Annotated in this window: 20 protein-coding genes and 2 pseudogenes; 8 read left to right on the plus strand and 14 right to left on the minus strand. The window is 46.0% G+C overall.

What is annotated here, in order from left to right; genetic code table 11:
- The first annotated feature begins 19 nt into the window (after positions 1 to 19).
- Both PMI05_RS09220 and PMI05_RS09225 read left to right on the plus strand, forming a co-directional pair.
- Positions 20 to 1,108: an ankyrin repeat domain-containing protein gene (locus PMI05_RS09220; protein WP_007720269.1), complete on the plus strand. Its 1,089-nt coding sequence runs from the start codon at positions 20 to 22 to the stop codon at positions 1,106 to 1,108.
- Positions 1,109 to 1,495: 387 nt separating this feature from the next.
- The gene (locus PMI05_RS09225; protein ID WP_007720271.1) at positions 1,496 to 2,971 is read left to right on the plus strand and encodes an RtcB family protein; all 1,476 of its coding nucleotides are present in this window, start codon (positions 1,496 to 1,498) and stop codon (positions 2,969 to 2,971) included.
- Positions 2,972 to 3,048: 77 nt separating this feature from the next.
- Here the strand turns inward: PMI05_RS09225 and PMI05_RS09230 are convergent, their stop codons facing one another.
- The 4 genes and pseudogenes from PMI05_RS09230 to PMI05_RS09240 all read right to left on the minus strand — a co-directional run bounded on the left by PMI05_RS09230 (position 3,049) and on the right by PMI05_RS09240 (position 5,892).
- Entirely contained in the window at positions 3,049 to 4,221 is a 1,173-nt protein-coding gene (locus tag PMI05_RS09230) for an esterase-like activity of phytase family protein (RefSeq protein ID WP_007720272.1), read from the minus strand.
- A 267-nt stretch (positions 4,222 to 4,488) separates the two neighbouring features.
- Positions 4,489 to 4,576: pseudogene (locus PMI05_RS31340) on the minus strand (VOC family protein); the annotation flags it as partial.
- A 43-nt stretch (positions 4,577 to 4,619) separates the two neighbouring features.
- Positions 4,620 to 5,507: a TIGR01777 family oxidoreductase gene (locus PMI05_RS09235; protein ID WP_007720274.1), complete on the minus strand. Its 888-nt coding sequence runs from the start codon at positions 5,505 to 5,507 to the stop codon at positions 4,620 to 4,622.
- Positions 5,508 to 5,592: 85 nt separating this feature from the next.
- On the minus strand, positions 5,593 to 5,892 hold the full coding sequence (locus PMI05_RS09240; RefSeq protein ID WP_081496807.1) for an N-acetyltransferase: 300 nt from the start codon (positions 5,890 to 5,892) through the stop codon (positions 5,593 to 5,595).
- A gap of 75 nt (positions 5,893 to 5,967) precedes the next feature.
- Here PMI05_RS09240 and PMI05_RS09245 point away from each other — a divergent pair, with 75 nt between their 5' ends.
- Positions 5,968 to 6,228: a hypothetical protein gene (locus PMI05_RS09245; protein WP_238543274.1), complete on the plus strand. Its 261-nt coding sequence runs from the start codon at positions 5,968 to 5,970 to the stop codon at positions 6,226 to 6,228.
- A 74-nt stretch (positions 6,229 to 6,302) separates the two neighbouring features.
- Here PMI05_RS09245 and PMI05_RS09250 read toward each other — a convergent pair whose 3' ends face one another.
- The 7 genes from PMI05_RS09250 to PMI05_RS09280 all read right to left on the minus strand — a co-directional run bounded on the left by PMI05_RS09250 (position 6,303) and on the right by PMI05_RS09280 (position 12,441).
- Positions 6,303 to 6,947, minus strand: a complete 645-nt coding sequence (locus PMI05_RS09250) for a hydrolase (RefSeq protein WP_007720277.1) — start codon at positions 6,945 to 6,947, stop codon at positions 6,303 to 6,305.
- Positions 6,948 to 7,094: 147 nt separating this feature from the next.
- The gene (locus PMI05_RS09255) at positions 7,095 to 7,661 is read right to left on the minus strand and encodes an NADPH-dependent FMN reductase (protein ID WP_007720278.1); all 567 of its coding nucleotides are present in this window, start codon (positions 7,659 to 7,661) and stop codon (positions 7,095 to 7,097) included.
- A 20-nt stretch (positions 7,662 to 7,681) separates the two neighbouring features.
- Positions 7,682 to 8,740, minus strand: coding sequence for an LLM class flavin-dependent oxidoreductase (locus tag PMI05_RS09260; RefSeq protein ID WP_007720279.1), 1,059 nt, complete (start codon positions 8,738 to 8,740; stop codon positions 7,682 to 7,684).
- 15 nt (positions 8,741 to 8,755) lie between these two features.
- Positions 8,756 to 9,697, minus strand: coding sequence for a ring-cleaving dioxygenase (locus tag PMI05_RS09265; RefSeq protein WP_007720280.1), 942 nt, complete (start codon positions 9,695 to 9,697; stop codon positions 8,756 to 8,758).
- Positions 9,698 to 9,746: 49 nt separating this feature from the next.
- Positions 9,747 to 10,190, minus strand: coding sequence for a MarR family winged helix-turn-helix transcriptional regulator (locus tag PMI05_RS09270; RefSeq protein WP_007720281.1), 444 nt, complete (start codon positions 10,188 to 10,190; stop codon positions 9,747 to 9,749).
- Positions 10,191 to 10,344: 154 nt separating this feature from the next.
- Positions 10,345 to 11,217, minus strand: a complete 873-nt coding sequence (locus PMI05_RS09275) for a LysR family transcriptional regulator (RefSeq protein ID WP_007720282.1) — start codon at positions 11,215 to 11,217, stop codon at positions 10,345 to 10,347.
- A gap of 15 nt (positions 11,218 to 11,232) precedes the next feature.
- Positions 11,233 to 12,441 (minus strand): MFS transporter, encoded by a 1,209-nt coding sequence (locus PMI05_RS09280; protein WP_007720283.1) that lies wholly within the window; start codon positions 12,439 to 12,441, stop codon positions 11,233 to 11,235.
- Positions 12,442 to 12,672: 231 nt separating this feature from the next.
- Between PMI05_RS09280 and PMI05_RS09285 the strand changes: the two genes are divergently transcribed.
- Entirely contained in the window at positions 12,673 to 13,824 is a 1,152-nt protein-coding gene (locus tag PMI05_RS09285; protein WP_007720284.1) for a serine hydrolase, read from the plus strand.
- Positions 13,825 to 14,001: 177 nt separating this feature from the next.
- Positions 14,002 to 14,136 (plus strand): annotated as a pseudogene (locus tag PMI05_RS31780) (Tn3 family transposase); the annotation flags it as partial.
- 250 nt (positions 14,137 to 14,386) lie between these two features.
- On the opposite strand, the gene PMI05_RS09290 reads toward PMI05_RS31780, so the two are convergent.
- A complete protein-coding gene (locus PMI05_RS09290; protein ID WP_007720285.1) occupies positions 14,387 to 16,561 on the minus strand; it encodes a serine hydrolase in 2,175 nt (724 codons plus the stop codon).
- 261 nt (positions 16,562 to 16,822) lie between these two features.
- On the opposite strand from PMI05_RS09290, the gene PMI05_RS09295 reads away from it, so the two are divergent.
- Positions 16,823 to 18,613 (plus strand): hybrid sensor histidine kinase/response regulator transcription factor, encoded by a 1,791-nt coding sequence (locus PMI05_RS09295; protein WP_007720286.1) that lies wholly within the window; start codon positions 16,823 to 16,825, stop codon positions 18,611 to 18,613.
- Between the two features lie 29 nt (positions 18,614 to 18,642).
- On the opposite strand, the gene PMI05_RS31030 is transcribed toward PMI05_RS09295, so the two are convergent.
- Positions 18,643 to 18,801: a hypothetical protein gene (locus PMI05_RS31030; RefSeq protein WP_007720288.1), complete on the minus strand. Its 159-nt coding sequence runs from the start codon at positions 18,799 to 18,801 to the stop codon at positions 18,643 to 18,645.
- 259 nt (positions 18,802 to 19,060) lie between these two features.
- Here PMI05_RS31030 and PMI05_RS09300 point away from each other — a divergent pair, with 259 nt between their 5' ends.
- Positions 19,061 to 20,401, plus strand: coding sequence for an erythromycin esterase family protein (locus PMI05_RS09300; RefSeq protein ID WP_007720290.1), 1,341 nt, complete (start codon positions 19,061 to 19,063; stop codon positions 20,399 to 20,401).
- 55 nt (positions 20,402 to 20,456) lie between these two features.
- On the opposite strand, the gene PMI05_RS09305 is transcribed toward PMI05_RS09300, so the two are convergent.
- Positions 20,457 to 21,047, minus strand: coding sequence for a DJ-1/PfpI family protein (locus PMI05_RS09305; RefSeq protein WP_007720291.1), 591 nt, complete (start codon positions 21,045 to 21,047; stop codon positions 20,457 to 20,459).
- A 149-nt stretch (positions 21,048 to 21,196) separates the two neighbouring features.
- Here PMI05_RS09305 and PMI05_RS09310 point away from each other — a divergent pair, with 149 nt between their 5' ends.
- Positions 21,197 to 22,069 (plus strand): LysR family transcriptional regulator, encoded by an 873-nt coding sequence (locus tag PMI05_RS09310; protein ID WP_007720292.1) that lies wholly within the window; start codon positions 21,197 to 21,199, stop codon positions 22,067 to 22,069.
- Positions 22,070 to 22,085 lie beyond the last annotated feature (16 nt).

The raw sequence follows: 22,085 nt of genomic DNA on the forward strand, positions 1-22,085 counted from the left end.
GGCTAGGAGAGGGTAATCGATGATCAAGTTGAAAGATATCGGGAGGTTCGAAGAGCTGCCAGAAATCGCGATGCATATTTATCAAGGAAATGTCCCGGCTTTGCAAGATGCGATTGCGGCAGGCTGGGATATAGAAAAGGGTATCGTGCTTAGCGAATATACGACGATAAGTCCGTTGGATCTGGCACTTGTATCGGAGAAACTAGAAGTTGTTAAGCTGCTGGTAGAGCATGGCGTTAATCTGAATGTCAAAAATAAACCGGCTTTTTTGAAGGCCGTACGTTATGGCAAGGAAGAGATCGTTCGCTTTGTTGTAGCGCAAGGCGCCAAGCTGGACATGCTCAATCAGGTGCGCTCAGGCGCTTATTCGGAGGCTTACTATGGCAACAAAAAGAACATCCCGCTCATTCAAGAGCTGGGACTGGATATAAGACTGCATGGCGGCGATGTATTGCGTGAAGCCGTGTCGGATCATGACCTTACGACCACCGCTTATTTGCTCGACCACGGGGTAGACATCAATTTTAACAAACCGAATATGGTGTACCCGTATCAAGCGACCCCATTAACAGTTGCTACGCGCTTGGGGAATGCCGCCATGGTCAAGTATTTGGTTGAACGCGGTGCGGACGTTATGATAGCGGAAAAGGGTGGCGAGCGGCCTTATACCATCGCGGTCAGCAATAAAGATACGGAGTTGGCTGCGTATTTGAAATCGCTGGAACCTGCCGAGCTGCATGATGTGGAGAACAGAAAGTACGAGCTGCAAAAATTTAAACTGACCGAAGAACTAATTGGCTTCCTTACCGGGGAAGAGCTACGTCTTGAGCTGGCGGACAATGAGTATGACATCGCGTATATCGACTTTTTCACATTGACCGATACGATTGAGATGAAAATTGGTCGGCAAAAGCTGCTGCGTTTGTCTGCCGAAATCGACAACTACTCCCATCTGCATCTTGTGTGGAATCCGAAGAAAAAAGGGAGCATAGGCTGCTACGATGAGGAGCATAAGGAGTATGCGGACTTGTGCAGCTTTACGGAGTTCCTTGCGCAGCCGGGGGTGTATCTGATCAAGTTTATGGAAGGCGAGTTAGACTCGATGTAAAAGGGAAAGATTACTCGGGCCCTCGATAATTCGGGGGCTTGACAGTAAAATTTATCCAATGGTAAGATCGTGAGCAAGAAACGAAAGGAGGAGGATTCAAACATGTTCGCATACGTAACCAAGCATGAAATAAAACCATGTAGCGATAAGATCCAACTCCATAGGTATGCCATTTACGCAATTGCGCTGTTTAAGGGTGAGCCAACTCCGTTTCCTATAGACTGCGGATAACGCCCTTGTGATAACCCAATAGCTCCAAGCGTAGAGGCTGCAATCATGGCTGCATTTTTTCATCCCCGCATGAAGAAATGAGTTTTTGGAAGCGGCTTTTTCTATTGATAAACAAAGAACGTACGTTCCTATAAAACGAATAAAGGTGGTCTTCTTTTGAGCAACACGCCGATTAAATATTTCATCAATCCGGAAGTAAAAGTGGAAAATAATGCGGTAGAGGAGCTTCATCGACTTTTAGAGGTGAATGAAACGATTGCAACGCTGCAAAAGCATTCACCCGATTATTTTGACGATCCCGATGCCGGAGTTTTGGAAGTAGCGATTACACCCGATTTTCACAAAGGGAGCGGCATTCCTGTAGGCACGACGCTGTTTACACGTGGGTTTGTGCTTCCGCAAGCGATTGGCAACGATATTAACTGCGGGATGCGTCTGTATGTCACGGATTTGTGCGAGGAACAGATTCGCACACACCTGGACGCCATTGAGCGGAATGTTCGCCATGTTTTTTTCGAAGGGGGCCGCAATATTCCCATGACGCGGCAGATGCGTGAGAAAATGTTCAAGGAAGGTCTGATCGGCATACTGGACAGCCACAAGGAAGCGAATAGCGAGGGAATTTGGCGTTATTACAACGAGAAACAGCAGGAGCTGGATTTGAACCATGTTAATAAAATGGGGTCCTTTATCGCGGAATCAACGATTGGCCTCGATGACTTTCTCGGCCCTGCCGAGCTTTCCCGGGATGCACAAATCGGTTCACTTGGCGGAGGGAATCATTTTTTTGAGATTCAGGTGGTCAAAAAAGTGCATCAGGGCTCTATCGCCAGTCAGTGGGGGCTGAAAGAAGGGCAAGTCGTCCTCATGATTCATACCGGTTCTGTTTCCATTGGTTATAACAGCGGTGCATGGATCAAAGAGATGTTGAAAAAGATGTACCCGACTTCCTTGAAGCATCCGGATAACGGCATGTATCCACTGCCTCTTTCAGAGCGTTCCCTGCCACAGTGGAAAATGTTTTGGAGTCTCCTGCACAATGCGGCGAACTTTGCATTTGCCAATCGATTGATGCTGGGTCTGATGATGTACAAATCGATTTCCGATGTGTTGGGCGATTTTGAACACAGGCTGTTGTACGATGCGCCTCATAATTATTTGTGGGAAGAGCAGCTGGAGCAGGTGGGCGGATTTTTGCATCGAAAAGGGTCGTGTACGGCGAAATCGGCCGAGCAAATGATGGGCACGCCGTTTCAGTATACGGGTGAACCTGTGTTTATTCCCGGTTCCATGGGCTCGCACAGCTTTATTTTGGCGGGGCTCGGCAATCGGGATAGCTTGTATAGCGCAAGCCATGGTGCAGGTCGTGCACTTTCTCGCGGAGATGCTGTGAAAGTGGACGATGACCGATTTCGCGAGTTTCTTGCTAACTTCCGCGTGATCAATCCGATTGACCCGAAGCGGGCGGACTTGCGCGGACGGAGCGATATTTTGAAGAAATGGGAAGAAGAGCTGAAAAAAGAGGCGCCTTATGCCTATAAAGATATTACTCCTGTGATTCGGTCGCATGTGGATCATGGGATGGCTGAGATTGTAGCCGAAGTGGCGCCGATTGCTACGGTGAAAGGATAAAGGAAATAGAAGCAGGGGCGATCCCTAGTCATTTTCATGACTTTTTGGGGAAAGCCCCTTTTCCTATACCCCATTGCTCACTTTTTAGGTAGCACTTCGAAAGCTAAAAACTGAGTGGTTTGTGTACTTGCAAAGTTGTTATCTGAAACCAGAACCAAGCTGTCGTGCCCGTTCGGAAGCTTGGGTCCCCACGTTATTCCTTCGATGTTATCGATATGCCGTCCTGATTTGGATAAATCGAGGACCAGCCGTTTTTTAACGGGAGTAATATTCTTTCCAAGTAACAAATCCAGATTGGAAATGTCAGTGGCACCTGTTGTATCAATCTCATACACACGAACATGGAAGGAGAAGGTTCCATCTGCTCCTTCAACTCCGGCTCGTTCTGTCAGCAAGAGTTGATGATCATTGACAGCGAGAATACTTGTTACCCCATTATCCGCATACTTTCCAGGACCCGGTTTTGCAGGGATGGCATCAACCGGATAGGCATATTGCGCTTTCATATTTCCATTGCGATCATATTGCGTTATGCGCGAGAGCGATCCAGCGTTTACCGTAGGGAGTCCTCCATCCTGATAGACAGCGTTTTCCATAGAAACCCAAAGAGTCGAACCGTCTGGCGAAAAGCTGAGACCTTCAAAGTTTTGGTTTTGGCGAGGTCCGATTTCGAGCTTTGGAGTCATGGTGAATAGCTTTGACGCCGGGAACGAAGATAAATACTTCCCATCTCTGGTCGCATGCTTAACTGATGGATTCATGCCATGTGATCGGCTGCCTTCCGTTGTATACCAGATGGTTCCATCCTTAGGGTCTACCGCAATGTCTTCCAAATCCGGGATTTCTCCACCTTGCGTTGCGAATTGTTTTTGATTGGGATAATAGCTTCCATTTGGCTGCTTTAAAAATGTTACACCGGATAGTTGAACCGGTTGAAACTGTTTATGATCGTAGGCTAATTTTGCTTGGTAGAATCTCGCAGGGTTTTTATCAGACCGATCATCACTGATGATGAGCCACTGTCCTTTTTTTGGATCATAATGAATACCTGAAAGTCCTCCAATAGTCGTTCCTTCAAACTGCTGGCCATATGGAATGGTTTGTTCTCCAATAAAGGAAAGGCTGCCTACAGAACGTGTTTTACCATTATGGACACCAGCTGAATTCGTACCGGAAGCATGGGTTTGACCGTAACCGAAAAGGGTCGAGAGTACGAGTGACGCCGTTAGAGTAAACATCCATTTTTTCATACGAAGTCTCCTTTTAAAGCTGCTGCTTGTTTCTTGTACGATCCTATCACGCTTATATTGAGAAATGACTTTTCCCATGTTAAGGAAGTGTAAGGGAATGAGCAGGAATTAAAATCCAATGATGCTATTAGCAAAGAGGTAGCAAAGTAAAAGCCGTGCAGTTGATGAAGTATAGTGACAGATACAAATTTGTGGGGAAATAAAAAAAGAGACCGTTCAAAATGAAACGATCTCTCCTTGTACTTCACTCACGAAGGCATGTGTATTCTATTCTGTGTCTTTTAAAAAAGGTCATCCAGGTTTCCGTTTGCCCCATTTTGGCTACGAGATGTGGCTCGTCAATAAAGGTAACGTCCCTATTTTTGCGTGAAGAACATAGTTCTTGGAAGGTTTTTCGGTCATTTCAAGATATCCTGCAACGTTTTATCAATATGGGCAAAACGAAATTGGTACCCTTCACGCTCAAGCCTTTCTGGAATGACCCAGCGGCTTTTCAGCACCAGCTCTGTTTCCGTTCCGATCATTATGGCCCCCATTTCGAGCATCCATTTGGGAGAAGGCAGTCCGAAGCTTCGATTCATCACGCTGCGAAAATGCTGCATGAATTCACGGTTTGTGACGGGGTGTGGAGAAGAACAATTGAATACGCCGCTTAAGTCTGTTCGCTCTTTCAAGAAGAGAATGATCTGGAAGATATCTTCGACATGAATCCAGCTAAAACGCTGATTGCCAGACCCTTGTACACCCCCAAGGCCAAAGCGAACGAGATTTTTGTATGGATCGATAACCCCGCCGTTTTCACCCAGCACGATTGCCATGCGTAAGGCAACTTGTCTCGTATGCGGCAAATCAAAGGAAAAGAAGGCCGCTTCCCATTGCTTCCCGACATCAACGGAAAAGCCTGTTCCAATCTCCCCACTCGCTTCTGTCATGGGACGATCCTCCGCATGCCTATAGATGGTGGCTGTGCTGGAATTGAGCCAGAGCAAAGGTGGGTTTTTGCAAGCCAAAACAGCATTGCCGAGTATATGAGTGGTCTCTGTCCGAGATTTCAGGATTTCTTCCTTGTTCTTATCATGGTAACGACAGTTGACGGATTTGCCCGCCAGGTTGATGAGCAGCTCGGAATCTTCCAAAGCTTCCACGATTTTTGCGTGATTGTCCCATGTTATATGAGGGGAAGTTCTTGCGATGATCATTACTTCGTAGCCAAGTTGATTGAATTTGTCTGCCAGATACTTGCCGATAAAGCCAGTGCCGCCGGCCAGGATCACTTTCTTTTTCATAAGATCAACTCGCTTCCATCGATGTGTGTGTTTCTTACAATAATTGTAACATAATGCGAAGTGGCGGCAGCATGTATCCGTCATTCTAGTGATTTTTTTGATAGACCATACAATACACAGGCACATCATCGATTTTAGTTTGTTCTCGTAACGTAAATCCTAGTTTGCGATACAAACCCACATTCTCTTCTTTTTCCGTATCCAGCGCGATTCCCTGCGATTCGTGGTCATCCTTTATGGTTTGAAACAGGTGTTGCATCAGGGCTTTGCCGACTCCTTTGCCTTGAGCCTCCGGTTTTACACCAATCATAATGAGGTAGTGATGCTTCCATGAAGGAGCGGCAGAACGTGTGATGCGCATATAAGAATTAAGGAGTATCAGCATTTTTCCAGACAGTTGAAATACTAACGGAATCAATCTACCGATTAACAGGAGCCCCCCTTTTCTGAATTAAGTGGCTTGCTGCAACGAATAGAAAGCGAATACGAACAAAAAATCAGGCATTTTTTTACGAAGTTTGTCGCGCTTGGGAAGCAGGAGGGTTATATTCAGCGTGATCTGACAGAAGAAATGATGATGATGTACTTCACGATGTACAAAAATGAGCTGGGACGGCATTGGGAAGCATCGAATCGTGAGCGAGTAACGTTGAGTATGAAGCAATGGGTGGATATGTTTTTCTTTGGTTTGGTTGGACAGAAGCAGAAGATAGAAAAATAAAAGAGACGCAGACCTTCTTTCCTTTTGAGAAGAAGATCCGCGTCTTTTATTTATGATGGTTGTTGGACGGCAGGTTACTTAGCTGCCTGGCCTTCTTTAAACGCTCTTTGGAAGCTTTCGATGAGCAGGCCGTAGTTTGGCATTACTTCCGCATAAATTTCTGCGAACTCTAGGGCATCTGGGCGGTTCCATGTTTTTTGCAGTTCGGACATGACAGCGAGTGTATCAATAGGAACTGCTCCTGCTTGCACTACGCGAGCCAGTGTAATATCTGTCGCCATCTTGCTCCAGTTACCCGATGCGTCAATAACTGTGAAGACTTTGTAGCCTTCTGCCAGTGCAGACAAGGTAGGGAACGCCATGCAAACGCTGGTGAGTGTACCGGCAATAATCAGGGTCTTCTTGCCAGTGGCTTCAACCGCTTTTACAAAATTAGGGTTATCCCAAGCATTGATCTCACCGTTACGCGGTACATACACGTTATTTGGCAGGATTTCAGCGATTTCTGGGATCAATGGGCCATTCGGGCCAGTTGGTACAGAGTCAGTTGTGAGTGTCGGGATATTCAGCAGCTTTGCCACTTTTGCAAGGGCGATCACGTTTCGGCGGAGTGTTGGCACATCCATGTCCCCTACTGTTTGGAACAAACCGCTTTGGTGGTCGATCAACAACAGAGCTGCATCGTTTACATCAATTACATTGTGGTTTTTCGTTGTCATGGATAATTCCTCCTAGAATTTTTGTTTTTGAATTAGATGGTGTCATGTATAGGCCTTCAGGTGTCTACTACATGACGATCACCTCCTAACTCTTTCGGTTGATGTCTTTGAATCAAGTTTCTCTAATTTGAGATAAAGTTGATTCGATTAAAAATCGTACTCCGCATCTTTTTGCTCCCGAATCCTTGCATACGCATCGACGAGCAGTACCGTATCCTCGACGAGACGCTCCAGGCGGAAGTGAATATCGTCATTGATGATTTCTTTGCGGTTGAAATCCTTCTCTTCGATAAAGACATAAGTGGGTACGATATGCGCCTTCATATAAGAGAGGATCGGCTTCAACTGTTGTTCCGCCATGAGATAGTGCTTTGACGTTCCTGCTGTGACCAATACGCTGACCACTTTATCCCGGAATGCGTTGACGGGCAACAGGTCAAAAATGTTCTTCAATGTGGCTGGGATGGATGCTTGGAATGTGGGTGTTCCAATGATAAGCGCATCGGCTCCCATGATGGTTTCAGTCACGAACTTGGTGTCGCCTTCGTAATCGGTGTAATTCCGACCGTCACTGAAGACGAGATTGTACTCGGCCAGGTCAAGCAGCGTAATTTCTGCATCCGGGTATTTTCCCCGGGCCTTTTTGAGTGTCAAATCCATCGCTGTTCTTGTTTTCGAGCCTACATTAGAACCTGCAATTCCGACGATTTTCATAGGTGCCACTCCTTTTATGGTTAGGACTTGGTTGTATGCTTTTTCACTTCTGGCAAGATTTTCGTTGCGATCAGTTCGATATTTTTCGCAATTTTATCAAAAGGTACGCCGCCAAAATCGATTTGCGCCATGAAGCGTTGTTGTCCGTACATTTCGTATTGGTAAAGCATTTTTTCGATGATGACGTCAGGGCTTCCTATCATTAACGCATCACGATAATCGACAGACTGTGCAAACTGTTGCTTCGGATAGCCACCGCCACGCAATGCGATAAACCCACCATTTAGATGAGGATAGAACTCGCGAAGCGCATCCGAAGTCTTGTCGGCTGTATAAAACAAACTCGTTGTCGCTACTGGCAAGGTCGCTGGGTCAAAACCATTTTGCTTCGCAGCCTCCCGGTAAGCATCGACGGAACCCTTGAAGTTGATGGCTGGACCTCCAAGTGTGGTCAGCATCATAGGTACACCAGCTTGACCGGCTTTAATCGCGCTTGCAGGTGGTCCCCCTACTGCACGCCAGATAGGAAGACGTCCTTGTAAAGGCTGCGGCAGGATCGTAGCGTTTTGTAGTGGTGCACGGAACTGCCCTTCCCACGTAACGCGATCCTCGTTATTTAGCTTGAGAAGAAGGTCCATTTTCTCTTCAAACAATTCCTCATAGTCGCGCACATCGTAGCCGAGGAGGCTATACGCTCCTACTCGGGAACCGCGTCCGGCAACAATTTCTGCCCGACCATTTGAGATCAGATCCAAGGTAGCGAAATCCTCATACACGCGGACCGGATCAGATGTGCTCAATACAGTGGCGGAGCTAGCGATTTTAATGTTTTTCGTAGCTTGTGCGATCGCACCCAGAATGACGGTATGTGCTTGCGTCGTAAAATACGTCTGGTGGCTTTCGCCGACAGCGAATACATCAAGTCCTGCTTCATCTGCCAGCTTACTTGCTTCGATTAATTCCTTGATGCGCTGTTCAGTAGAAATCTTGGAGCCGGTGTGTGGATTCGGGACATGGTCGCCAATCGAATATAGGCCGAATTCAAGTCCCTTTTTGGTGTCGATACGATATTGTTCCATGTTGATTCACTCCTTTTAATCAATAGGTGTCAATTTCGCTTCAATTTCTGCTCGGCGTTCTTCGAGGAATGGAGGTAAGTCCAAAGCTTTTCCGAGATCCTCGACGGTTGAATCTGCTGTGAAGCCAGGACCGTCTGTTGCAATTTCGAACAAAATGCCGTTTGACTCACGGAAATACAAGCTTTTGAAGTAGAATCGATCCACAATCCCTGTTGAACGGAAACCGCGTTTACGAACGGCGTCATCCCAGTATTGCAGCTCTTCATCGTTTTTCACGCGAATCGCCAAGTGATGAACACTTCCTCGACCCGGTTTTTCAGGTGTTCCCTCTTCCTGCTTGATGACAATTTCACCGAAGGATTTACCAGCGACGGATTGATAAATGGCTTCTTGTTCTGAGCGTGATACCTCGGTATAACCGAATGTGTCTGTTAACAGACTGGCTAATTTGTCCAAGGAACGGACGGTAATCTCAACCGTGCCGATTCCCAAGATGCGATGCTTTTCTTCGACCACGGATTCGTCCCATGGAGCCCAATTCGATGGAACTCCTTCGCCGTTGTTATTGATCAGGATCATTCGCAGGCCTTCCGAGTCTTCGAAATGCAAGGCATCGCGGCCAGCGTACTTGGTAATCTCGCCATGGTGAACATTCAGTTGTTCAAAGCGCTTTTTCCAAAAGGTCAAGCTCTCCAGTGACGAAACGAGCAGTCCGATTCGAGTGATCGCGTTCGTGCCGCGTACGGTTTTTCCTACCATCGGCATTTCAAAAAACGACAACTCGGTTCCTGCACTGCCTGTCAAATCTCCGTAAAACAGGTGATACATCGACGGATCGTCTTGGTTGACGGTTTTTTTCACTCTGCGCAGTCCCAATACGTTTTGATAAAAGTGATTATTTGATGGAGCATGTTTGGTTAACATAGATACATGGTGATGGCCTGGAATGGTGTACATGGTAGTTCCTCCTTGTTTAACTTGACTAATCAAGTGATGGTGAAAAAAATTACACAGGCGGTAATTCTTTTTTTTGGCTATTTTTATGAATGCGTGTCATTAGGGTGTAAAGCGTTTTTTGTTCTTCTTCACTCAGTACCTCATCGAAGAATGACGACTGAAACGCTAGTTGTTCAGGAAAGGCTTGTTCCAGTACGGCTTCCCCTTTTTCGGTTAGGCTGATCGTTTTCGTTTTCCAATCCTGCTTGCGTACAATGTAGCCCTCTTTTTCAAGTCTGACGAGCATCCGAGAAATACCACCTTGTGTAACGGTTACCTTCTCAGCTAACTCCGACTGGGTGAGAGGCTGGTAGACGCTTATTTGCATCAGGACATCGAATTGAGCTGTTGTTAAATCGAAGCGTTTGAGAAACTCATTTGACAGCTGGTTGCTTTGGGTGGTAAACCGCATCAAGCGTAACCAGATTAATGAGCCTATGGTGTTATTACGCATGTTAGTTTGCCTCCCTTCGCTGAGCTTATTATCACTTTACTACTCAATTGATAAAAAAGCAAGCGTCTTGTTTGTCTGAAAAAAAGAGTTAAAAAGAAGGCTGTTATCCATCAAAGGATGACAGCCCTTTTTCTAGCTTGGACGAAAGTGTGGATCAAGCCGTCTTTTTTAGCGATTCAATCAATGTCTTCAGATGAGGCAGATTCCGGTTTTTCACGTGGTATGCCAAGTATAGGTCGTTATGAACCGTACAGGACGGGTACATGATCTTTACTTTGTTTCTGGACAAATGGTCATCCAGCATGAATGTGGGCAACAGGCTGATGCCAGCACCGTGCTTGATAGCCTTCAGCACACTGTGCAAATCCGGTACGACGTGTGTCGGATGCGTTTGTGGTCGCTTCTGAAAATGCTCGCGCCAAAAACGGCGGATGATCGGCAAATCCAAATCATAGCTGATCCACGGCTGGGAGCATAGCCACGATTCAAAAGACTCCTTGTCGTCAAATTTTGGTTCACTGTAATCGGGAGGTGCCACCAAAGCAAATTCCTCTTGCATGTACGGAATATATTCGACGCCTGGCGCGGAAAGCTTTTGCGACATGACGATGAGATCTACTTTTTCCTCCAACAGGAATTCGAGTATCTTGGAAGCGACACCGAGATAGGCGATGACGCGCATTTGGAAGCTTCCGATATGCGGAGCTAGCTTCTCACGGAAAAACTCATGCGCTGACCCGATTCGAATCACGGGTAAAGATGTGGCACCGTTCGTCTTGAGGGTTTGCGTGGTTTCTTCCAAAGCTTCGATGAGCGGAACCACCTGTGTATAGAGAGCCTTGCCTCTCTCGGTAGGAATCATTTTTCGGGGAGCTCGTGTAAATAATGGCTCCCCCACCTCTGCTTCCAGGGAGGCCAGATGCTGGCTCATGGCTGGTTGGGTCATCATTCTCGTTCTGGCAGCTTCCGATACGGAGCTATGCTTATAGATGCTGATAAAGCTTCGGTACCATTCAAAGTCCACCATGTTGGCTATCCTTTCTTAACTGAGACGTTTCTGGTGCTGTGCTCCCCATATCGTAAACAAAATTCCGATGACCGTCACGAGTGAAGCGACCCAAGGAACAGCAGAAAGACCTCCTGCAAAGTTAAAATCGATCACGACGCCCCCAATATAGGCACCAAGCGCATTTCCCAGATTGAAGGCCGCGATGTTTAGTGTCGAGGCGAGCGTAGGTGCTTCCTTGGCTGTGTTCAGCATGTGGAGCTGCAAGCCAGGAACCGTACCAAATGCGGCAATCCCCAAAAGGAATACGGTTATCAAGGTGAGGATCTTATTTTGATCGGTTAAGCTGAACACAGCGAGAATGAGCGCCAGTGCGACAAGTATCCCGAGCAAGGAAGGAAACAGCTTGCGGTCTGCCAATTTTCCTCCGTAAATATTCCCGATCGTAATCCCTACGCCGAACAGGACGAGGATGTACGAAACAGAGCTGGGGGAAAAGCCCGTGATATCCACCAGGATTGGCGAAATGTACGTAAACGCAGTAAATACGCCACCAAATCCGAATACGGTCATCAAAAGCGCGATGTGAACTGCTGGGTGTTTGAGCACGCCGAGCTCTTGCCGCAGACTAGATGTTGCACTGGTTACCTTCGGAACGAGCATAACGATTCCGATTAATGCAATGATCCCGATAATCGTGATCGCCCAGAAGGTAGAGCGCCAGCCGTACGCTTGCCCCAGAAATGTTCCAATCGGTACACCCAAAATATTTGCCAGTGTCAGTCCCGTAAACATGATCGCGATGGCACCCGCGCGTTTTTCCTTGGGAACCAGCTCTGCGGCAATGACCGAACCCACACCGAAGAACGATCCGTGAGTAAGAGCAGCTAGGATGCGAGCCAACATCAAAACCGTATAATTCGGTGCGAGAGCGGCTAGCGCATTTCCCGCGATAAATAAAATCATAAGAAATAGTAAAAGTGCTTTGCGCGGCATTTTGTGGGTTGCGATTGTAATGATGGGAGCGCCGATAGCGACACCCAATGCATATCCTGTGATAAGGAATCCAGCCAGTGGTATGGAAACATTCAGACTGGTGGCTACCTCGGAAAGCAGCCCCATAATGATAAACTCTGTCATCCCGATCGCAAATGCACCGAGTGTCAGAGCGTACAAGGCGAGAGTCGATCCTTTGTGAGTGGCCTGTGCCTGTCCAGAGTGACGGGCCATATTTTCTGTTGCCATGATAGTGAGTAGCCCTCCATTAACTTTCTGTGATTTTCTTCCATTCTCTAATGATACCATCATAATCCCGTCCTAATCGGGCGATAAGCCGTCATATGACAGTAAAAACGCATCATGGTGACATAATGGCATCTTGGCAGTATGACAATTACTTTGCAATACTCGGGGAGACAAATCGCTTCGCAACGAATGAATGAATAATACGATTCTTTAATCAAAAGGAGAAACGAAATGAACAAAATTTCTATGCTCACTGTATCGACAATGATTACCGCGACTCTATTACTGCCATTACAAGGAACTGGTTTTGCAAAGCAGGCGGATCCCCTCGTTACTACTTACAGTCAAGATTCGCAGACCAAAGCCAAGCAACTTATCGATGAAGCTGCTAACCATCAAAATATACCGGGCATAATTGTAGCTTCCTCAAACAAAGGATCAAAATGGGCATATGCTTCCGGTGAAGCAAGCATTTACGGTACTGACCCGGTTAAGACGAACTTTACTTTCCGGATCGGTAGTCTAACAAAGACGTTTACTGCAATGGTCGTTCTTCAGCTTGTTGATGAACAAAAACTGAACCTGGATGACACGATAGAAAAATGGCTGCCTGATGTTGTTAAGGGTACTGAATATGAAGGGGATCATATCACGATTCGGCAACTATTAAACCAAACAAGCGGTATTCCTGACTATTCAGACCACAAGGATTTTCTCGATAAATTTCTCCCAAACCCGTTACATTCCTTTACTGCTGACGAATTAGTTCGTACTGGACTGAATATGAAGGCAATCTCTAAGCCTGGAGAGAAATGGGTTTATTCCAATACGAATACGGTACTGGCAGGGATGATTATTAAGAAGGCTACTGGAGAAACATACGGGGAACATATTAGGAAACGTTTCATAGCTCCCCTTAACCTAACGAGCACGTATGTACCCGACGACTACTCGTTTATTCCAGGTGAACATGCACGAGGATACTTCGTACTCGACGGTCAATTCATAGACAGAACCGAAATGAATCCCTCTTGGGCAGATGCTGCGGGATCTATGATCTCCACAGCGGATGATATGAATACATTCTTCAGTGCTATACTTAGTGGCAAGCTATTAAAACCAGCTACTTTAGATCAGATGTTAACTGGGGTTGAAACTCCAGCAGGTGAATACGGCTTGGGGATCGTTGGAACAAAGCTGACGAATGGTATTACGATTTGGGGGCATGGCGGCAACGTTCCAGGATTCGCAACGTTCACAGGTGGAACTCGCGGCGGGGATTATGTACAAACCCTTAATATCAATGCGATGCCTTCTGAAATTAATACGTTGACTCTTTCCAAAAGCATTGCCGAGCAACTCATTGGCTCTTCATCACATTAAGAACACCAGCAAGCTGGCACCGGAAATTTCCTATTCCGGTGCCAGCTTGCTGCCATCTCGGCCCCGACCGTTTCCTCTGCCCGCGACGGAATGTCCGAGATAAACAGTCTCAATTTACGTTATAACTCACACCTGCGCGAACGCATGGGACATTTTCCTGATCGGATTACCGATGGATACGGGTGCAATCTTGGGCCAGCCCAAACATCCAAACATATGCGAAGTTTAGTTACACCCCATATGCTCTCATTTGTAAACCGCCGACATGTAACTGCCCAGAAGATCGATGCAGCCATACGTGACATTCTGAATCAATAAACATTCCGCAGCCACTTGAAGGAGCAATGTCAGTACCTATTTAATTGATGGGGTCATACTATATTGCCTCCTGTATTTTTTGATTGGGATACAGTTGCTATTCTAAGGTCGAGTTATCGATAAAACAAATTATGTTTTAATAGCATATACATAAATAAATTTATAGATATAATTGAAAAGGAAAAAGGCTTATTGCACTTGGAGTTCCCAAGGCAAAAGCCTTCTATCATTTTTCCTTTTTAACTTAACGGCTAAATTCCTTTTCGAACATGGCTTGATTAGCGATGACAGGTTCTGGACCAACCGCATTGATGTTCGTCACCAAAATATCCTTCCCGCCTAAGGTACCACCCGCTAACGTTTCAAACCCATGAATGCCGCCTCCATGACCCCAATAGGTCTTTCCATTCGGCAGTGTCACCTCATAAAGTCCCAGTCCATATTTGCCAAAAGGTGATTCCACACCTGTTGTCATCTGCTTCATCATCTCGTCACTTAATAGTTTCCCACCCAAAAGCGCACTAAAAAAGGCGGTCAAATCTTTCCCTGTCGAGATCATTTCCCCCGCGGCATTCGCCCATGAAGGATTATACTCTGTGAAATCATACAGTTTCCCTGCCTGATTCATGTTATAGCCTGTTGCATGCTGGCCCGGGATTTTTGGATTACTACCACTAAAGGATGTATCTGTCATCTGAAGCGGGTCGAGGATTCGTTTCTTCATCTGCACATCGTACGTTTCTCCTGTCACCTTCTGAATAACAAGACCAGCTAGCACGGTGTTTGTATTCGAATAGTCCCAGCCTGCTCCCGGTTGAAATACTGGCGGCTTTGCCAGTCCCATACGTACAAGGTCATCAACGGTATATTGAGGGAATGAGGTAGCGTACCGCATGTCTGTACTCGTATAGCTTGCAATCCCGCTCGTTTGGTTCAATAACTGACGAATCGTGATTTTGTTGCCGTCATACCCATTGCCCTTTACCACACCTGGGAGCCATTTTTCTACCGAGTCATCCAGATTCAGCTTTTCCTCTTGAGCCAACTGTAAGACAAGGGTAGCAACAAACGCCTTTGTGACACTGCCAATACGGAAAGTAAAGTCTGGCTCCATCGGATTTTTATGATCGAGGTTGGCTACACCCGCTGCATAAGACCAGTATTCTCCGTCTCTTAACCCAGCAGCAATTATTCCAGGGACTCCCTCGACTTTTGCTTTCTGATCAATGAAGTCCTTCATTTCTTTCCCATGTTTTTGAGCTGCTTGATCCGGGGTGGATGGTTGCTTGGCTTGTCCCGAGAATTCAGTCATCTGGATGTTCTCCATATGAGAAACAGTATCTCCTAATGCATTGATACTCATCGCGATCACGTGCTCGCCGTCTTTTGTTCCACCTGCGAAGTTGGTGAATCCAGGAATGCCACCTTGATGACCCCATATGGTAGTGCCATTCGGCAATGTTACTTCCTGAATACCAAGTCCGAATTTCCCGTGTGGATTAGAAACAGTGGTTAACATTTCTTTCTGCATCTCAGGTGTTAACAATTTTCCACCCAATAAAGCGCTAAAGAACGTTGTTAAATCTTTCGTAGTCGAGATCATAGCCCCTGCTGCGTCTGCAAACGAAGGGTTAAGGTCAGTTATATCCATTAATGTACCGGCATTGTTAAAGTATCCATTCGGACTGTTTTTCGGAATGGATTGAGACTTTGCCGGGAAAAACGTTTCTGTTAGTTGAAGCGGCTCAATCACTCGTTTCTTGATTTGTTCGGCAACCGTTTCTCCTGTGACCTTTTGGATAACGAGTTTCATCAGCACTGTATTCGTATTCGAATAGCCACCGGTAGTCGGTGTATGCTTTAATGCGCGAGAAATGAGTTGTTCAGCTGTAAACGTTTGAGTGGAGTTCTGGATTATACTTTCCTTGAGTTCATCATCTAAGTAGTCTGCCACTCCACTCGAATGATTTAATAACTGACGAATCGTAATTTTGTTACCGTCATATCCGTTTCCTTGGACGACACCTGGGAGCCATTTTTCCAACGAGTCATCGAGGCTTAGCTTCTTTTCCTCAGCTAGTTGCAGGGTCACTACACCGACAAACGATTTCGTTATACTCCCGATTCGAAATGAAAAGTCAGCTTCCATCGGTTTCTTACTTTCTATATTCGCTTCGCCGGAAGCATACGACCAGAAATCATTTCCCTTCTTTACTGCAAAGAGGACACCTGGAATGTTTTCGCTGGCAGCAGCTTTATCAATCGCTTCTTTTATTTTGGCATGATCCGTATTTTGTTGTTGCGTGATTGCTTGGTCCACACTTGCTTCCGCACAACCGTAAGTAGGAAGTATCAGCGTTCCTATCAATAATGCAGATAACGTAAGGGACGCTCCTTTTTGCATAGGGAATGGTTTCATTTCTCATCGCTCCTGTAAGTTGAAATGTGTTGTCTTTACACATCCACCTTATTCTCAGGGCTGTAAAATCACATAGTGACAATACCGTTCTATCTATGTATGACATCGTGCTAACCGTTCATATTTGCGGCATGATAAAATGTCATAAAGGCTATATGACACGGCTCATTCTGCTTGACGAATCGGGAAATGATGATGCATGATGAGTCAGAAACATTCGGGAAATTCCTTACCATTCAAATGAGCAGGAGTACATGAAAAATGTTATTCAACATAAAAAAATGGTTCTGGTACAATTGGGTGATTTTTGCCTTGCGAACGATTTGGCTAGGTATCATCGTCATCGCAGATATTATGTATCCGGCAATGATAGCCGTTCCGTTCGGAGTCATCATCCTTAGTGCCCTTTTGGTTTATGCCATTCCATTGATCGTTCAATATAGAAAAAAAGATTGGTATCTGGCAGTCGAAGTCGTAATGACAGGCTTTTTTTATCTATTTGTGGCCTTTGTAGCACCTGGATGGACTTGGCCTTTCGTTTTACTAGTAATCATTATTGGTGTGGCCAGTAGTCGCAGAACGTATATGTGGACGGGAATCTCTAGTGGGATTATTTTTCCGGCTTTAAACGGGTTGATTACCAATCGTCTCCCGTACGAGTTCATGTTTAGTTGCAGCTTTGGTTTTGCGATTGGGATGGCATTTAGCATATTAATTGAGTCTCATAAGCAAGGCCGTATCATTCAAGAACAGAAGCAATTATTGGAGCAGCATATTAAGCAAATCGAAGAGCTGACAATGATCGAGGAACGTAATCGGCTGTCACATGAGTTGCATGACACGATTGGCCATTCGTTAACCTCTCTAATTGTTGGCGTTGAGTCGCTCCGATCCTCGGTTCCTGATTCACAGGTCGAACGAGTCGATAAACTTGTCTCCATAGCACAGGGCAGCCTGGATGATATCAGAAAGCATTTGCATCAGCTCTCTCATGCTCATGCTCGGTTCAACCAGTCGTTAAGTGAGTCACTCCTGGAACTGACGGAAGAATTTATGAAGTCAACAGGTGTAACGGTCAACTTCCGTGTGATCGGTAGTGAGACGCTCGTTATGCAAAAAATGAGCATTTCTTTATATCGTTGCCTGCAAGAATTGCTTACAAATGCGGTTCGTCACGGCCAAGCAAGTGTGATAGCTGTTGATCTGTATTTCGAAAGTCAGCAACTCCGTTTACAAATCGAAGATAATGGCAACGGACTAGAATCCATCGAATTCGGCTTAGAACTAAAGGGAATAAAAGAACGGCTTGAGCAACAGCAAGGTACGCTGTCCGTTCATTCACAATCAGGGCAAGGGACCGTTGTCATTTGTAATGTTCCCATACAGGCAGAAGCTGGACAGGGAAGTATCCGTCTGCTTATTGTTGACGATCAAGTGATGATTGCCGACAGCTTACAGCAAATTTTAAGCCAGCAGGACAACTTTATCGTTGTGGGTACAGCGAGTGATGGGCAAGAAGCATTAGAACAGTGTGAGCGACACCAGCCGGATATCGTGTTAATGGACGTGCACATGCAAGGGATGAACGGACTGGAAACCTTCCTTCAAATGAAAGAACGCTGGCCGAACATGAAGATTGTAATCATGACAACGTTTGAGGATTCGGTACAGGCAGCATCAGCGTTGGAGCATGGGGCGGAAGGATATATGCTGAAGTCTACTCGTCCAAAAGAGATGATGGAAGCGATGAAGCTCATCTATAGCGGGGGAACGTGGCTTGATCAGTCGATCGCCACACGCGTATTCGAAGAGATGAAGCGCCAACGTGAACAGTTAGAGAAGTACAGCCCGAATGATCCGTATGGATTGACGAAACGGGAGCGGGAGATTTTACAGCTTTTATCGGATGGGCTGCGTTACAAATCGATTGCCACCAAACTATATTTATCGGAGGGAACGGTACGGAATTACTGTTCCACTCTTTACTCGAAGCTCGGTGTCAGCAACCGGGAAGAAGCAATTGAACTGGCGCGAACCGAGAGTATCCTATAGATGACAAAAAGACGGGAGAAATCCCGTCTTTACTCTTCCGGCGTTCGATCGAGGAATAGCCGTGTTACCTTTGTGTAATCCCCTTTTTCCACTTCTTCTTCCGTCGCCTTTTCTTCTAATGGATCATGACCGTACATACTTGGCGCAATCGTTGGATCGTGCTCAGAGGAACGCTTTTTATTATCCATGATTCACCACTCCTTTAGTAGGTAGGGTGCGATGGATGGCCTATTCTTATCCCCGATCGCAGCATATGACATTGGAAATGCTATTCCAAAAGTACCGATCTTCAAGATCCGGTGCTTTTTTTGATGACAGATTGTCATATGGGGTAGGGAGAAACCGTTGGTAACAGGGCGTTTGAAACTTATGACAAAAGGTTACTTGTTGTACAGGCAGTGCACGGGCCATACTTTGAGCAAACGAAGCTTTTAGGAGGAAAGAGAAATGAACTTTTACAGAAGTAGCATCATCGCAGCATCGATTTGTGGTCTCCTCTTAACAGGAGCCCATTCCACGTACGCAACTCCATTAACCGAGATGGACAGCGAACAACAAGGGAAGAAGGCAAAGAATCCAAGTCCAAAAGAATGGTTAGAGCTGAAATCTTTTCACTTGAATAGCGCTGAGCCTGGGACTGATCTTAAAGATATTGAACCGCTGCGCAAAATGATCGGTTCTGCTTCAATTGTAGGTTTAGGTGAGGCAAATCATGGCAGTCATGAAATTTTTACGATGAAACACCGGTTTGTTGAATTTCTCGTCATGGAAATGGGCTTTACCACCCTTGTATTAGAAGAAAACTGGGGCAACGCATTGCAACTCGATCATTACGTTCTCACAGGAGAAGGGAATCCGAGTGAATATCTAATGCCTCTATTTCAAACACAAGAAATCGTAGACATGCTGGAATGGATGCGTGAGTACAATGCCAATCCCAAGATCAAAAAGAAACTGCGAGTGGTCGGGATGGATGTACAAAACGTCAGCGAAAATGTATATGATGAGATCAGACAGTATGTAAAAAAATATAAGCCTGACCTGCTGCCCCGTGTGAATGAAAAAATGAAGGAACTTGCCGAAGCTACGAAGGACCTGAATGCCTATACAGATTTGCCAAAGGCCATTCAGGAAAAACATCATGAGCAAGCGAAAGAACTCACGAAAATATTGGAACAAAACAAAAAAGGTCTGAACGGCCAATCCAAGGAGTTCGCAAAGATCAAGCAACACGCCAAGGTCATTGAGCAATTTACTGGCATATATATCAATTTTTCGGAGAATCCATCAGAAGTATTTCTGAGGCATGATATCGCGATGTTTGAGAATGCGAAGTGGGCTCATGAACAGCTGGGAAAAACAATCGTATGGGGGCACAATGGGCACATCGCAAAGAACAATATGTTGCCGGATGTATACCCGAAGCTCGCCGGTCAGCATTTACTTGACCATTATGGTAAGAAATATGTAACGATTGGAACTTCATTCGGGAAAGGCGAATTCAACGCGTATAACCTTGAACATAAAATTGTTCCAGTTACCATTGAATCGAATGATCCAAAAACATTCAATCACACCCTGGATCAAGTCTCAAAGGATCAATACTTTGTTGATTTACGGAATGCTACAGGTCTCACCAAAAAATGGTTAGAGGAAGAACGGCCGTTTTTGACCGGATTCGGTTCTGCTCATCCAAGCAAACCAAACATGGTAACAACTTCGCTTGGGCAAGCATTTGATATTCTCATTCATATAGACACAGTGAGCGCTGGCGAGCTTGTTCGTTAAATAGCAGAAAGAAACCGGCATTTACCCAAGAGCACTGGGCAAAATGCCGGTTTTATTATACAAGAAACCCCATCAAGCGCTTCACATGGTCGGTGTTTTCGCGGGATGTCAGCGACTCCAGCAAGGTGAATGCCACATCAAAAGCGGTCGAAGGGTTGTACGAGGTGATGATATTGTTGTCGATGACGATGGATTGGTCAGGGATGACATTGGCACCCATCGCAGCTAGTTGCTTTTGCCGCAATTGGTTGTTCAGGTTGTACGTCGTTGCGTTTCGTCCTTGCAAAATCCCGCTTTTCCCGAGGGGCAGTGCGCCAACACAGATGGAGGCGATTACTTTGCCTTGCTTTTCAAATTCACGTATGAAAGCGAGAACGTCCTCGCGATAAGCATCTTCATAAAAGCCTGCATGCTCAAAACCGCCAGGCAGTGCCAGTGCATCGAAGTCGTTTACATTCGCATCGTCGATCACCATTTCGGGAATCACTGTAAAATTCCACGTGCATTTCAGCTCTTTGCGCGTTCCCACGGTCACCAGCTCCGTTGTTCCGTCGCCCTCTTCCTTGTTCCAGCCGATTACGTCTGTAAATACGCTAGCCTCTACTGCTTCAAAGCCGTTCGGTAATAACAAGCACACTTTTTTCATCGAAAATCAGCTCCTGTGTTTGAATCGTTCAAGCCGTACCGGTACTTACCAAGAATCATATGCTATCATTGGTTATTAGTAAAAATGAAAGTTCTGAAGATGATCTTTAGAATTTCTGATAACAAACGTGCGGGCAAGGGGGAGCGGGCATGGAGATTCGCCAATTTCAAACCTTTAAGGCAGTCGTCGATTTCAACAGCTTTACGAAGGCCGCACAAGCACTGCAATATTCACAGGCGACGATTACATCCCATATTCAGCAGCTGGAAGAGGGAATGGGTGTCCCCTTGTTTGATCGACTCGGAAAGAAAATTCAGTTGACCGCCTATGGACGCGAGCTGTACACGTATGTTGAGGAGCTGCTGGTTTCGTATGCGAAGATCAAAGATATATCGGCGAATGAGCAATCGTTGCAAGGCGAGCTGCGGATCGGGGCCTCGGAGACGATTACGATTTATCGGTTGGGTGACATTTTGTCCAAGTACAGAGCGAGCTACCCAGGTGTAAATATTTCATTTGTGATGGATGATTGTAGTCGCTTGCGGGAAAAGCTGCATGAAGGTCTATTGGATATCGTGATCACGCTGGAGCCAAGGCTCGATGATCCGAATCTGGTCGTGGAGCAGTTCTCTACCGAGCGGCTGGTTTTTATCGGGGGGCGCGATCATTCGTTTGAAAAAATAGAGGATGCTGGCGAGGAATGTATGATTTTCAGTGGAGAGCATTGTGCTCTGCGGCGGTTTTTCCAACGATTCCTGGAAAAAAGGGAGATCAAGCCGAAGCACCACCTGGAATTCTCCAGTATGGAAGCGATCAAGCAGAGTGTGGCGAACGGGCTAGGCGTGAGCTTGATGCCTTATATTAGCGTCGAAGCCTGGTTGAATGAGCAAAAAGTGAAAATGATAGCGTGCGAGGAAGAGCTGTTGTTCTATGCACAAATTGCCTACCATAAAAACAAATGGCTTTCACGGGCGCATAAGAAGTTTATTGATTTCATGCTGGAAAGTCGGGATATCGGGTAAAGAGGCAACCAACCAG

The organism is Brevibacillus sp. BC25 (assembly GCF_000282075.1).
GTDB lineage: Bacteria > Bacillota > Bacilli > Brevibacillales > Brevibacillaceae > Brevibacillus.